The sequence below is a fragment of the Nocardiopsis endophytica genome (genome assembly GCF_027706725.1).
Taxonomy (GTDB): Bacteria; Actinomycetota; Actinomycetes; order Streptosporangiales; family Streptosporangiaceae; genus Nocardiopsis_A; species Nocardiopsis_A endophytica.
Map to the genome: position 1 here is coordinate 1 of NZ_JAQFWQ010000030.1, position 14,088 is coordinate 14,088.

Here is a 14,088-nt window from a genome sequence, read left to right on the forward strand (position 1 = left end):
GTTGTAGGTGGGTTTGTGGCTGGTGTTTTGATTCGTGGATAGTGTGCGCGAGCATCTTGTATCTGTGGTGGCCAAGTATTAGTGGCATACGGTGGATGCCTTGGCACCAGGCGCCGATGAAGGACGTGGGAGGCCGCGATAGGCCGCGGGGAGCTGTCAACCGAGCTTTGATCCGCGGGTGTCCGAATGGGGGAACCCAGCCCGAGTCGTGTCGGGTTGCCGCTGCCTGAATGTATAGGGCAGTCGGTGGCAACGCGGGGAAGTGAAACATCTCAGTACCCGCAGGAAGAGAAAACAATAGTGATTCCCTGAGTAGTGGTGAGCGAAAGGGGATGTTGGCTAAACCGTGGGCGTGTGATAGACGGCAGTCGTTGCGTCCGCGGGGTTGTGGGATGTGCCTGTACTGGTCCTGCCGGGCCGGTGTGGGGCGCGTGTTGTTAGCCGAAGCCGTTGGGAAGCGGCGCCGTAGTGGGTGAGAGTCCCGTAGGTGAAGGCGATGCGTGTTCCATTGGGTGCACTCCCGAGTAGCGCGGAGCCCGTGAAATTCCGTGTGAATCTGGCAGGACCACCTGCTAAGCCTGAATACGTCCTGGTGACCGATAGTGCACTAGTACCGTGAGGGAAAGGTGAAAAGTGCCCCGGTGAGGGGTCGTGAAATAGTACCTGAAACCGTGTGCTGTCAAGCCGTCAGAGCTCTCGTTCGCGGGGGTGATGGCGTGCCTTTTGAAGAATGAGCCTGCGAGTTATGGTGTGTGGCGAGGTTAACCCGGGTGGGGTAGCCGTAGCGAAAGCGAGTCTGAATAGGGCGTTTGTAGTCGCATGCTGTAGACCCGAAGCGGGGTGATCTACCCATGGCCAGGGTGAAGCGGCTGTAAGAGGTCGTGGAGGCCCGAACCCACCAGGGTTGAAAACCTGGGGGATGAGCTGTGGGTAGGGGTGAAAGGCCAATCAAACTCCGTGATAGCTGGTTCTCCCCGAAATGCATTTAGGTGCAGCGTCGTGTGTTGCCTGCCGGAGGTAGAGCTACTGTTTGGCTGATGGGCCCGACAAGGTTACTGATGTCAGATAAACTCCGAATGCCGGTTCGGTTAGCGCGGCAGTGAGACTGCGGGGGATAATCTTCGTGGTCGAGAGGGAAACAACCCAGATCATCGGCTAAGGCCCCTAAGCGTGTGCTAAGTGGGAAAGGTTGTGGAGTTGCTGAGACAACCAGGAGGTTGGCTTAGAAGCAGCCATCCTTTAAAGAGTGCGTAATAGCTCACTGGTCAAGTGATTCTGCGCCGATAATGTAGCGGGGCTTAAGTACACCGCCGAAGCCGTGGGGCCCGGACGTTAGGTCCGGGTTGGTAGGGGAGCGTCGTGCATGCGGTGAAGCGGCCGGGTGACCGTGTCGTGGAGTGTGTGCGAGTGAGAATGCAGGCATGAGTAGCGATACCGGAGTGAGAAACTCCGGCGCCGATTGACCAAGGGTTCCTGGGGCAGGTTAATCCGCCCAGGGTGAGTCTGGACCTAAGGCGAGGCCGACAGGCGTAGTCGATGGATAACGGGTTGATATTCCCGTACCCGTCCGTGCGCGTCCATACTGAATCCTTTGATGCTAACCACCACTGAAGCCTCATTTTCCCTTCGGGGTTTGTGGGGTGGAGGCGTGGGACCCGATTTGGTAGTAGGTAAGCGATGGGGTGACGCAGTGGGGTAGCCCTACCCGGCGGTGGTTGTCCGGGGGTAAGCGTGTAGCCCGGGGTGCAGGTAAATCCGTGCCCTGTTGTGGGTGAGGCGTGATGCCGAGCCGTTTTTGGTGAAGTGGGTGATCCCGTGCTGTCGAGAAAAGCCTCTAGTGAGTTCGCGGGCGGCCAGTACCCTAAACCGACGCAGGTGGTCAGGTAGAGTATACCGAGGCGTTCGGGTGAACCGTGGTTAAGGAACTCGGCAAATTGTCCCCGTAACTTTGGGAGAAGGGGAGCCCTGTCCGGTGATGGAACTTTGCTTTCTGAGCTGGGTGGGGTCGCAGATACCAGGGGGAAGCGACTGTTTATTAAAAACACAGGTCCGTGCGAAGTCGTAAGACGCTGTATACGGACTGACGCCTGCCCGGTGCCGGAACGTTAAGAGGACTGGTTAGATCCTTCGGGGTCGAGGCTGGGAATCTAAGCGCCGGTAAACGGCGGTGGTAACTATAACCATCCTAAGGTAGCGAAATTCCTTGTCGGGTAAGTTCCGACCTGCACGAATGGCGTAACGACTTCCCCGCTGTCTCAACCGCGGGCCCGGTGAAATTGCAGTACGAGTAAAGATGCTCGTTTCGCGCAGCAGGACGGAAAGACCCCGGGACCTTCACTATAGCTTGACATTGGTGTTTGGGATGGTTTGTGTAGGATAGGTGGGAGCCTGTGAAGCCGTCACGCTAGTGGGGGTGGAGGCGTTGGTGAAATACCACTCTGGCTGTTTCGGGCATCTAACCTGGGGCCGTGATCCGGTTCGGGGACAGTGTCTGGTGGGTAGTTTAACTGGGGCGGTTGCCTCCTAAAGGGTAACGGAGGCGCCCAAAGGTTCCCTCATCCTGGTTGGCAATCAGGTGTTGAGTGTAAGTGCACAAGGGAGCTTGACTGTGAGACGGACGTGTCGAGCAGGTGCGAAAGCAGGGACTAGTGATCCGGCACCGGCGTGTGGAAGCGGTGTCGCTCAACGGCTAAAAGGTACCCCGGGGATAACAGGCTGATCTTCCCCAAGAGTCCGTATCGACGGGATGGTTTGGCACCTCGATGTCGGCTCGTCGCATCCTGGGGCTGGAGTTGGTCCCAAGGGTTGGGCTGTTCGCCCATTAAAGCGGCACGCGAGCTGGGTTTAGAACGTCGTGAGACAGTTCGGTCCCTATCCGCTGTGCGCGTTGGAGACTTGAGAAGGGCTGTCCCTAGTACGAGAGGACCGGGACGGACGAACCTCTGGTGTGCCAGTTGTTCCGCCAGGAGCATGGCTGGTTGGCTACGTTCGGGAGAGATAACCGCTGAAAGCATCTAAGTGGGAAGCTTGCTTCGAGATGAGGTCTCCTGCCCTGTTGTGGGGGTAAGGCTTCCAGTGGATTACTGGGTTGATAGGCCGGGTGTGGAAGCGTTGTGAGGCGTGGAGCTGACCGGTACTAATAGGCCGAGGGCTTGTCCGCCATGGATGCTGGGTGCTCGCGCATACTGTTCCCTTTTTTGGGGTTCGCACACGAATCGGAAGTGTTTTCATATAGGTTTCCCCGGCCGCCTCTTGTTTGGGGTGTGTTGTGGGTGTTGGTTTGCGGTGGTTATGGCTGGAGGGTCACACCCGGTCCCTTTCCGAACCCGGTCGTTAAGCCTCTTTGCGCCGATGGTACTGCCTCCATGGTGTGGGGTGGGAGAGTAGGTTGCCGCCGCATTTTCTTCGAGGAGGGGCGGGGTCCTTTTTGGGCCCCGCCCCTTTTTTTCGTGCCCGAGCTTGTGAACATGTGAACAAGCGGCGGGGTCGGCGGCCCGTGTCGTGGCGCTGCCGGCCGGCGGGCGTGCGCACGGTCGCCCTGGTGGGCGGCGACGGCGAAAGGTCACTGGCTCCCGGGCCCTGCCTGCCGTCCGGCGGGCCGCTCGCGGCCGGGGCGGGCGGCCGAGGCGGTGCTCCGCTCACGGGCGTCGGCCGGACGAAGGCTCGAAGCGGTGCAGGTGGAGGGGCGGCGACGGCGAGGTTCGGTGATCGGCCCTGGAATGTCGTTGGTGCCTGCTACTGGGAGGGCGGTGGCATCGGCTCTCCAGGGGCCCTGCGTCTCGCGCGGCGTGCGGCCCCCGCCCCCCTTGGAAGGGGGGCGGTGGGGGTGTTCAACCCCCCCCTGGCGGGTGGGCGGGGCGGGTTCCGCAAGATTACCGAAAACCTTGCCGCACGCCCTCTAAGAGGGCTTGCGGCGTCCTTTCGCCGGGTTCTTGAAAAAGGTTGCGGGGGCCTCGCCGATCAAGATCAACATGTGCTGTGACCTGGGCGGTCATGGTTTCTCTGAATTTCTTTGGGAAATCCTGGGGATTCCCCCATAAAACCGCGGCGATCGCTTATCTTTGGTATATGGCGATCGAGCAGTACCCCGGCATCCCCGCCGGGTCTCCCGCGGAGGAGATCCGGAAGGGCCTGGCGGGTGTGCTGCGCGGCATCGACCGGGCCGTGGGCGCGGAGGTGGCTCCGGGCCACCGGGAGGCCCTGACCCAGGCGATGGCCGCTCTGGCCGGAGGGCAGGACGCCCTGGACCTGGCGGCGGCCCGGCTGGCCGCGCGGATGCGCGAGACCGGCGCCCTGGCCGGAACCGACCACTCCACCGTCACTGGGCTCCTGCGCGACAACGGCCGGAGCCTGGCCCAGGCCAAGGACATCGTTCGGGTCGCCGAGCACATGGACGACTACGGCGACTCGGTCCGGTCCGCTGAGGCGGGGGAGATCGGGTTCGCGCACCTGGCCAAGATCGTGGCCGAGTGCGAGAACGCTACGGACAAGCGGCCCGTCGATGAGTACCCGGACGAGGACGAGTTCCGGGCCAAGGCCGAGCCGATCATGCTGCAGGCCGCCAAGTCGGGTGCCGACAAGAGCACGCTCGGCAAGATCGGCCGCACCCTCGTCTGCCGCATCTCCCCCAAGACGCACGAGGAGGAGAACCGGCGGGCCTACGAGGAGCGCAGGCTGCGGCGCCTGCGGAACCCCTTCGGCTTCACCCTTGATGTGCAGGGCGACATCGCCAGCGAGCACATCCTGGTCGCGGCTCTGGAGTGCCACCTGATGCCCCCGTCGGAGGGGGATGAGCGGACCACGGGCGAGCGCTGGTTCGACGCCCTGATGCAGCTCTGCGAGAACCGGCTCATCGCCGAGGGCGTTCCGGTCCCGGTGCCCGAGGAGGGCTCGGACGCGGCCAAGGCCCTGGCGGCCCCGCGGCCCTGCTCCTGCGGCGGCAAGGGGGCGGGGCGGCCGCTGGTGAACGTCACGGTCCCCCTGGCCACCCTGCAGGGCGAGGAGGGCTCCGAGCCCGCGGTGAGCGACCGCGACCGGGTCCTCCCCGGCTCGGTGGCCCGGGCCTTCGCCACCGACTGCGTCCTGCAGCGGATCGTGACCGACCCGGTCACCGGGAAGGTGTTGGACGTGGGCACCGCCCGTCGGCTCTTCCCGGACAAGGTCCGCCACGCCCTCGCCGCGCGCACCACGGTGTGCCAGTGGGAGGAGGGGTGCACCACCCCGGTCCGCTGGTGCGAGGCCGACCACCGGACCGAGTGGTGGGAGGGCGGCTCCACCACCGTGGAGAACGGCCAGATGCTCTGCGGCCGCCACAACCGGGAGAAGCACCGGCGCCGCGCGGAGGCCCACTACCTGGCCGCCGACCGCCGCCACCGGCCCCGCCGTGGCGGTGGGACCCGCCGGGAGCACGGGGAAGGGGAGGCGGGGCCGGACCCGCCGGACCCACCCGGTCACCGATGACGAGCCTCACCGCGAACCTCCGGCAGATCCCCGGTACGACCCGCAAGAACCCCTCCGGCGGAGCCCCGCCGAAGGTGTCGTATGACCCTGCCTCCTCTCGGTTCCCCACCTTCTCCTGGAACCGTCGCGACCCCGCCGCGGACCCGCCTCTCCGACCGGGCGGAGGTCCCGGCGGACGCCGAGCAGGCCTGTTCAGGCGCCCATGCGCCGTCGCCTGGACCCGCTCCGGCATTCCCGATACTTCTCCGAAAAGTGTTCTGGGTCTGCTATATCGCTTCCCGGGCGTGGAATTGCCGTACGTACCATCGCTGCCACGGCGTCTCCACGGAGCGCCGGTCGTAGTTGCGGCGGACGTATTCGACGGCCGCATCCGGTGACAGCCCGTCGAGCACCGCCAAGCACGCCAGGGTGGTCCCGGTGCGGCCGATCCCCGCCGAGCAGGCGACCTCCACGCGTTCGTCGGGCGCGCGCCGCCACGCCGTTCTGAAGTGCTCCCCGGCGGTGCGGTCGACGGGAAGCAGGAAATCCGGCCAGCGCACCCACACGCTCTCCCACGGCACCGAGGGAGGACGGCGTCCTTGCAGGTAGAGGCCGAAATCGGGGTCGGGGCCATCGGGTCGGGGGCGGCGCAGGCCGCGGCCGCGCACCAGGCGGCCGGAAGGCAGGGTCAGGACCCCCGGCGCCTTGGAGTCCCATGTCGCCGGCATGTCCGAATCTCCTTTCTCCGGCCGGTGGGAAATCCGGCCGGATGGTGCGGGTGTGCGGTTCTCGATGCGCATTCGATCGCTTTCGGACCGTCCGCCTCCATTCAGGGCGGCGCCGGAGCCGGAATCGGGCCTCCGGCGGAGGGGAAACCTTCTGGGCCCGGGTGGCGTGCGTGCATTCCGGAGCTATGATCCGTGCACTTCGCCCGCCGTTCGGAGGGGAGCGCGATGGGCAAGCACGTGGCCGCGTGGTTCACCACCTTCATACTCGACATGGTCGCCGTGCTCGTGCTGGCCTTCCTCATGGGGGACACGGGAGCCGCGCTGGGCATGGCGGCGGGCGGCGTGGCCCTGGCCGGAGTGGCGGTCGTGGCCGCCGTGGACGGCGCCGTCGGCGGCGCCGCCCTGCTCCTGCTGGTCCCCGCGGGCCTGGCCGCTCCGGTCGGGGCCGTCACCTCCGCCGAGGTGGCCGTGGGCCGCCCCGTCGCCTCCGTGGTGCAGGGCGACGAGAGCGCCTCGGGGACCACCGTCCCGCTGGTGGAGCCCGGGATGAACTCCGTGGTCGGTCCCGACGGTGAACCTGACGGCTCTTCCCCGTGCGCAGAGGCGGAGGACGCGGTCGCGGCCGGGGAGACCGGGACGTGCCCGCCGACCGTCGTGTCCGTGCCGTCCGAGGGGGCCACCGAAGGCCCCGACGACGGGACCGGCGGGGGCGTCGATGTGGACCCCGACGGCGGCACCGACGGCGGCCCAGAGGAAGGCACCGACGGGGGCACTGACGGCGGCGGTGGTACCGATGACACCGGCGGTACGGGCGGCGGCGGTGGTACGGACGACGGCGCCGGCGGGCTCGGCGGCGGACCGTCCTCGGGTGCGGGCGTCCCGTAGCCGCCGCGGTGGACCGGGCGGTTACTCCCTGGAATGGCTTGACCCGCTTTCGGGCGGTGTGGGGCGAGCGTCTTCACCCACGGTGAACACGTGCTCGGCGGGGCCAATATGGGCCCTCCCCCTGTGAAATAAGAGTCCTGTAAGAATCGGCCGCTGACCATTCCCCGCGACGTCGGGCGGCGGCGGAGCCGGGTATCGTGTTGGCGGGGTTTTCGGCGGTCTCCCCCACAGCGCCGTTCCCCGCCCGAGATTTCTGCTGAACCGATTCGGCCCATGTCCGCGTCACACAGCGGTGGACACGTATGGGGGATCGAGGATTCCAGGGGGCCTCCAACTGAGTGACAGCACCAACGGCGCCGACGACGAGCGGCGCCCCGAGACGCCAGAGAACGACGAGACCGCCGCGGGTGCCCCCGCTGAGGAGGGGGTGCCGGCCGACGCGGCGGCCGGTGACGTGCCCGAGAGCGACGAGTCCGCGAGCAGGGAGTCCGAAAACGGTGGGCCTGGGGAGGCGGAGTCCGGTGAGGCGCCGGTGAGCGACGACAGCGACGACAAGGGCGCGGACGCGGGCGACGCCGATGACGCCGAAGGCGTCGGCGCCTTCAAGGACAGCGGCAGCTTCTTCCGGGACAAGGTCGCCAAGACCCTCGCGGAGCAGGGGTTCAGCCTGCGCAGCGACGGGACCTGGGACGAGGGTGCCTCCGCCGCCTCCGGGACGGGCTCCGCCGAAGCCGGGCAGGCCCCTGCGGACAGCGCGGAGGAGGGGGAGGACTCGGCCGAGGAGCCGGAGAGACCGGCCTCCTCGGACACCTCCGAGGCCTCTTCCGACCCCTCCGACACCTCTGAATCGTGGGACCCGGAGAGCACGGCGGCGTTCGCCCCGGTGTTCGACGACGATGACGGCGGAGCGCCTGAGGAGCCTGCCGCGGGATCCGTCACGGATGCTGCGGGGGAAGCCGCAACAGAGTCCGGCGAGACGTCCGGCACGGAGCCCGAGGGGGAGAAGGGCTCCGCGGCAGAGGACGACGGGGACTCCTGGGACCCCGAGAGCACGGCCGCCTTCACGCCGGTCCTCAGTGACGACAAGGCTGACGACACGGCTGACGGCGCCGCCGACGACACGGCGGAGGAGACGGAGGGCGACGGCTCCTCCGCTTCGGCCGCCGCTGCGGCCGCGGCCGGTGCAGCCGCGGTAGGTGCGGCCGCGGGTTCGGGCTCCGAGGGCCGCACGAAGGGCGACGCCGACTCCTCTTCCGATTCCTCTTCGGAGGCATCGTCGGAGGCGTCGCCGGAGGCCGCCTCCGAGGCGGCCCCCAAGGGCGGCGGCAAGCCCGTCTACGCGATCCCCACGCCGCCTCCGGCGCCTGCGGGGCCCACCACCCCGGCGGCTCCCGCGGATTCCACCCCCGCACCCGAGCCCTCCGCCGAGTCCTCCGCCCATGCCGGCGGTGCTTCCGGCGGTGCTTCCGACAGTGCTTCCGGCGGTACTCCCGGCGGCGGTGACGAGCCGCCGGTCACGGGGGCGCGGAACCTGCTCCGGGCCAAGGTGCCGGGCAAGGGGATGGGCGCCTCCGGGGCCGCTGCCGCCGGGGACGCGTCCACGGCCTCGGCCGCGGCGGCCGGTGGTCCCGGCAAGGGCAAGGGGAAGAAGGGCCCCAAGGGGCCCAAGGGCCCATCCGGTCCGGGGAAGGGCAAGAGGCCCAAGAAGCCGATGTGGTTCCGGGTGACGCGCGCGCTGCTGATCACGGCGGGTGCGTTCATGCTGCTCGGGATCGGCGGGTTCGCGGTGGCCTACGCCTCGTTCGAGGTGCCTACGACGGCGAAGGCGGAGGCGACCGACCAGGGGTCGGTCTTCTATTACGCGGACGGCGAGACGAAGTTCGCCGAGCGCGGTGTCGACCGGGACCCCGTCTCCTACGACGAGATCCCCGAGCACGTCCAGGAGGCGGTCATCTCCGCGGAGGACCGCGGCTTCTGGACCGAGCCGGGCGTGTCGGTCTCGGGCACGGTCCGGGGCGCGTGGTCGACCTTCACCGGCCAGCAGGTGCAGGGCGGGTCCACCATCACCCAGCAGATGGTCCGCAACTACTTCGAGGGCGTCTCCAAGGACCAGACCATCTCCCGCAAGCTCAAGGAGATGATCATCGCCCTCAAGATCGACCGGTCGGACGAGTACGACAAGAAGTGGGTGATGGAGCAGTACCTCAACACCATCTACTTCGGCCGCAACGCCTACGGCATCCAGGCCGCCGCCCAGGCCTACTACCACAAGGACGTGGGCGAGCTGACGCCGGACGAGGCCGCGTTCCTGGCGGCCGCGATCCAGCAGCCGACGAAGTTCGGCATGGCCGACAGCGACACCACCCCCGAGATGGAGAAGCGCTGGAAGTACGTGGTGAACGGCCTGGTGGAGGAGGAGATCATCACCAAGGCCGACGGGGACGCGATGGAGTTCCCCAAGCCCGAGGAGAGCCGCCCCGCCGAGGGGATGGACCTGAGCGGCTACAAGGGGTACATGCTCCAGCAGGCCATGTCCGAGCTGGAGGGCCTCGGGTACACCGAGGACAACATCAACCGCAACGGCTACAAGATCGTCACCACGTTCGACAAGGACCTCATGGACGCCGCCGTGGAGGCGGTGGAGAGCAACGTCGACGTGAGCTCCCTGCCGGAGGGGGTGTACGCGGGGCTGACCGCGATCGACCCGGCGACCGGTGAGGTCGTGGCGTTCTACGGCGGCGAGGACTACAACGAGAACCAGTACGACAGCGCGTTCCGCGGTTCGGCGCAGGCGGGCTCGGCGTTCAAGCCCTATGTGCTGGCGGCCGCGCTGGAGAACGGCATGAGCCTGAACACCATCGTGGACGGCACGTCGGGCCAGTCGTTCAACGGTTCGGTGGTGAACAACTCGCACCCGGGCGGCGGTCCGCAGAACCTGATCGACGCCACCCGCGAGTCGAGCAACACCGGCTTCATCAACCTGGCGCTGGAGACCGGCCTGCCCGAGGTCGTGGACATGGCGCACGCGGCGGGGATCCCGAAGGACAAGATCACCGAGCAGCAGGCGTCCGCGCCCACGCTGGCCCTGGGCGTGTCCGACGTCAGCGCGGTGGACCAGGCGACCGGGTACGCGACGTTCGCCAACGGCGGGGTGCACATCGAGCCGCACGTGGTGCGCGAGATCGTCGACGTCAACGGGGACAACCTGCGGGAGAAGCCGGCCGAGGAGCGGGTGATGAAGGAGGGCGTGGCGGCCGACGTCACCTACGCCCTGCAGCAGGTGGTCACCTCCGGCACCGGGACCGCGGCGCAGCTCCCGGACCGGCGCCCGGTGGCGGGCAAGACGGGCACCACCGACTCCAGCGTGGCCGGGTGGTTCGCGGGGTACACCCCGCAGCTGTCCACGGCGGTGGGCGTGTACAACGGCAACAACCAGCCGTTCGTCCTGCCGGGGGTGGGCGAGGTCTACGGCGGCAACGTGCCCGCGTCGATCTGGCGGACGTTCATGGCCAAGGCGATGGAGGGCAAGGACCCCGAGCCGTTCCCGTCGCCGAGCTACGGCGGGACGACGGAGAACTACGCGCCCGACGTGCCGACGCAGGACCCCGAGGGCGACCAGGGGCAGCAGGAGCCGCAAGAGCCCCAGGAGCCGCAGGAACCCCAGGAGCCGGAGCAGCCGCAGGAGCCGGAGATCCCGGCGGATCCCGATCCGACCGACCCGGGGGGCGACCAGCCTCCGCCGGACGGGGGCGGCGACCAGCCACCGCCCGACGGCGGCGGTGACCAGCCACCGCCGCCGGACGGCGGCGGGGGTGACGACGGCACCTTCTTTCCCTGAGCCGCCGCCCGCTGACCCGGAACCGGAGCCGCGCCCCTCGTAGGGGCGCGGCTCCGCCGCGTTCTAGAAGGGGCAGCCGCACAGGCCGCGCGGGTCGGCGGGGGGCTCGCCCCAGTCGGCGGTGAACGCCGCGGCGCCGGGGGTGGCCCCGGTGAGGGCGTCGGCGGCGAGGATGACGGCGGCCGCGGTCCAGGTGCTGCGCTCGACCGGCCAGTTGACCCGTTCGGCGAACTGGTACCCGGTCCAGTAGGCGCCGTCGTCGGGGTCGCGCAGGTGGGCGATGTCGGCGAGCAGCCGGGTGCCGCGCTCGGTGTCGCCGACGGCGGCCAGGGCCAGCACGAGCTCGCTGGTCTCGGCGCCGGTCACCCAGGGCTGGTCGCTGACGCAGCGGATGCCCAGCCCGGGGACGACGAAGGTGTCCCAGCGCTCGTCGAGGCGCTTGCGGGCGCCGGGGCCGCGCAGAGCCCCGCCGAGGACGGGGTAGTACCAGTCCATGGAGAAGCGGGACCGGTCGGCGAAGACCTCCTCGTGCTCGGCGACGAGGTGGCCCAGGCGGTCGGCGGCGGCCCGCAGGCCGGGGAGGCCGCGGCCGAGCCGTTCGCCGAGGGCGGCGGCGCAGCGCAGCCCGTGGTGCACGCTGGCGCACCCGGTGAGCAGGGCGTGGTCGCCGGGGCCGCCGTCGGCGCCGCGGGCCCACAGGACCTCGCCGCGCTCGGTGGCCAGGCCGAGGGCGAACTCGGCGCCGGCGGCCACGGCGGGCCACATCCGCTCGGCGAAGGCGGTGTCGCCGGTGGTGAGCAGGTGGTGCCAGACGCCGACGGCGGGGTAGGCGGCGTGGTTGGGTTCGCGGTGGTCCGCGGCGGGGCGGCCCTGGCGCATCTTGGCGGGCCAGGAGCCGTCGGGCAGCTGCACCCCGGCCAGCCAGGCGTAGGCGCGGCGGGCGGCGGCGTGGTGCCCGGCGGCGGTGAGGGCCATCGCGCACTCGACGTGGTCCCACACGTCGAGGTGGCCGCCGGGGAACCAGGGCAGCGCCCCGCCGGGCTCCTGGCTGGCGAGCAGGTAGCGGGCGGAGCGCTCGATCTGGGAGGCGGTCAGGACGCCGGGGACCTCGAGGACGGTGGCCTGTGCGGGGGCGGGGCTCATACGGGTCCCGCGTCGTGGGGCTTGCGGACGTAGACGACGACGCTCTTGCCGATGACGGGGTTGAGGGCCTTCTCGGCGATCCGGGTGACGGGGGGCGCCTGGAGCATGTCCCACACCAGCATGCGGTGGTAGGCCCGGACGGCGGGGTGGGCGTCGTCGTCGGTGCCCACGGCGCACTTGAGCCACCAGTAGGGGGCGTGCAGGGCGTGGGCGTGGTGGTGCGGGCCGAGGACGAACCCGGCGGCCTTGAGCTTGGCCTGGAGTTCGGCGCGGGTGTAGATGCGCACGTGGCCGCCTTCGGCGGTGTGGTAGTCCTCCGACAGCGCCCAGCACAGCCGCTCGGGCAGGAAGCTGGGGACGGTGACGGCGGCGATGCCGCCCGGGCGCAGGACCCGGTACAGCTCGGCCATGGCGGCGGTGTCGTGCGGCAGGTGCTCGAAGATCTCGGCGGCGATGACCCGGTCGAAGGAGCCGTCGTCGAAGGGCATGTCCAGGGCGTCGCCCTTGACGGTCTCGGCCTCGGTGCCGGCGGGCGCCTCCCCTTCGGCGCGCATGGCGGCGAACATGGTCGCCACGTCGGCCAGGTCGGTGGTGTTCTGGTCGAAGGCGACCACGTCGGCGCCGCGCCGGTAGGCCTCGAAGGCGTGGCGTCCGCCTCCGCATCCCAGGTCGAGGACGCGGTCGCCCGGGCCGACGGGGAACAGGGAGAAGTCGACGGTGATCAGTGCTGGCTCCTTCGGGTCGTTGCGAGGGCGGCGGCGTACCGGGCGGCGGTGGCCTCGGCGACGGCGCGCCAGGTGAAGCGCTGTTGGACGCGGTCCCAGGCGGCGCGGCCCATGCGGGCGCGCTCGGCGGGGTCGTCGAGCAGGGCGCCGATGCGGGCGGCGAGCTCCTCGGGGTCGCCGGGCTCGGTGAGCACGCCGGCGGCGCCGTCGGTGCCCACGACCTCGGGCAGGGCGCCGGCGCGGCTGGCGACCAGGGGGGTGCCGCAGGCCATGGCCTCGACGGCGGGCAGGGAGAAGCCCTCGTAGAAGGAGGGGACGACGGCGACCTCGGCGGAGGCGATGAGGCGGCCGAGCTCGGCGTCGTCGATGCCGTGGACGAAGGTGGTGCGGTCGCGCAGGGACAGCTCGTCGACGAGGGCGTCGGTGGGGCCGCCGGGCTTGGGGCGGCTGACGACGGTCAGTGAGACGTCGCGTTCGGTGGCGAGCTTGGCGACGGCGCGCAGCAGGGTGGCGACGCCCTTGAGCGGGCTGTCGGCGCTGGCGGTGCACACGATGCGGCCGGGGACGCGCCCGCCGTTGGGGGAGCCGTCCCCGGGGCGGGGGTGGAAGTGGCGGGTGTCGACGCCGAGGGGGACGACGTCGATGCGGGGGCGTTCGACGCCGAATTCGCGGACGATGTCGTCGGCGGAGGAGCGGGAGGGCACCAGGACGGGGTCGAGGCGGCGGGCGACGCGCCCCTGCATGGCGGTGAAGGAGTACCAGCGCCGCTTGGACAGGCGCTGCCACCCCCGGGCCTCCTCCAGTTCGATGCGCCGGTCCACGGTGATGGGGTGGTGGATGGTGGTGACCAGGGGGAATCCGGCCTTCTGCAGGCCGAGCAGGCCGTAGCCGAGGGTCTGGTTGTCGTGCACGACGTCGAATTCGCCGCGGCGGCGGCGCAGCTCGCGCAGGGCGCGCAGGGAGAAGGTGAGGGGTTCGGGGAAGCCGGCGGTCCACATGGTGCCGACCTCGAGGGCGTCGATCCAGTCGCGCCACCGGTGCAGCGGGGGCGTGGCGAAGGGGTCGGCGTCGTTGTACAGGTCGAGGCTGGGCAGCTTCTCCAGGATGACGCCGTCGTCGAGTTCGGGGTAGGGCTGGCCGGACAGGACGGTCACCCGGTGGCCGAGGGCCGCGAGTTCCCGGGACAGGTGGCGGACGTAGACGCCCTGTCCGCCGCAGTGGGGCTTGCTCCGGTAGGAGAGCAGGGCGACGCGCAGGGGTCGCTGGGCGGGGGGCGGCGGGGTGTGCGGCATGGTCCTCGAACCCATCGGGGGCGGTGGATGGAACGAAA

7 protein-coding genes and 2 rRNA genes are annotated in these 14,088 nt (G+C 69.4%); 5 read left to right on the top strand and 4 right to left on the bottom strand.

Translation table 11 applies throughout. From position 1 onward, the window contains the following. The first annotated feature begins 68 nt into the window (after nt 1–68). From O4J56_RS12495 to O4J56_RS12505, 3 genes are all read left to right on the top strand, one after another. Nucleotides 69–3,161: ribosomal RNA gene (locus O4J56_RS12495) — 23S ribosomal RNA — on the top strand. A gap of 120 nt (nt 3,162–3,281) precedes the next feature. Then, nucleotides 3,282–3,400: ribosomal RNA gene (rrf, locus tag O4J56_RS12500) — 5S ribosomal RNA — on the top strand. A gap of 668 nt (nt 3,401–4,068) precedes the next feature. Next, nucleotides 4,069–5,460, top strand: coding sequence for an HNH endonuclease signature motif containing protein (locus tag O4J56_RS12505; RefSeq protein WP_270685910.1), 1,392 nt, complete (start codon nt 4,069–4,071; stop codon nt 5,458–5,460). Between the two features lie 266 nt (nt 5,461–5,726). On the opposite strand, the gene O4J56_RS12510 is transcribed toward O4J56_RS12505, so the two are convergent. After that, on the bottom strand, nt 5,727–6,167 hold the full coding sequence (locus tag O4J56_RS12510) for a protein-tyrosine phosphatase family protein (protein ID WP_270685911.1): 441 nt from the start codon (nt 6,165–6,167) through the stop codon (nt 5,727–5,729). Between the two features lie 225 nt (nt 6,168–6,392). Between O4J56_RS12510 and O4J56_RS12515 the strand changes: the two genes are divergently transcribed. Both O4J56_RS12515 and O4J56_RS12520 read left to right on the top strand, forming a co-directional pair. Next, nucleotides 6,393–7,052 carry a hypothetical protein gene (locus O4J56_RS12515; protein ID WP_270685912.1) on the top strand — a complete coding sequence of 220 codons (660 nt, stop codon included), beginning with the start codon at nt 6,393–6,395 and terminating at the stop codon, nt 7,050–7,052. A gap of 427 nt (nt 7,053–7,479) precedes the next feature. Further along, nucleotides 7,480–10,890, top strand: a complete 3,411-nt coding sequence (locus O4J56_RS12520) for a transglycosylase domain-containing protein (protein WP_456299795.1) — start codon at nt 7,480–7,482, stop codon at nt 10,888–10,890. A 63-nt stretch (nt 10,891–10,953) separates the two neighbouring features. On the opposite strand, the gene O4J56_RS12525 is transcribed toward O4J56_RS12520, so the two are convergent. From O4J56_RS12525 to O4J56_RS12535, 3 genes are read right to left on the bottom strand one after another with little or no spacing between them, the layout of a single operon-like run. Beyond that, on the bottom strand, nt 10,954–12,033 hold the full coding sequence (locus O4J56_RS12525; RefSeq protein WP_270685914.1) for a prenyltransferase: 1,080 nt from the start codon (nt 12,031–12,033) through the stop codon (nt 10,954–10,956). Beyond that, the gene (locus tag O4J56_RS12530) at nt 12,030–12,758 is read right to left on the bottom strand and encodes a class I SAM-dependent methyltransferase (protein WP_270685956.1); all 729 of its coding nucleotides are present in this window, start codon (nt 12,756–12,758) and stop codon (nt 12,030–12,032) included. Before O4J56_RS12530 ends, O4J56_RS12525 begins: the two co-directional genes overlap by 4 nt. Next, nucleotides 12,755–14,065 (bottom strand): glycosyltransferase family 4 protein, encoded by a 1,311-nt coding sequence (locus tag O4J56_RS12535; RefSeq protein ID WP_408639113.1) that lies wholly within the window; start codon nt 14,063–14,065, stop codon nt 12,755–12,757. Before O4J56_RS12535 ends, O4J56_RS12530 begins: the two co-directional genes overlap by 4 nt. Nucleotides 14,066–14,088 lie beyond the last annotated feature (23 nt).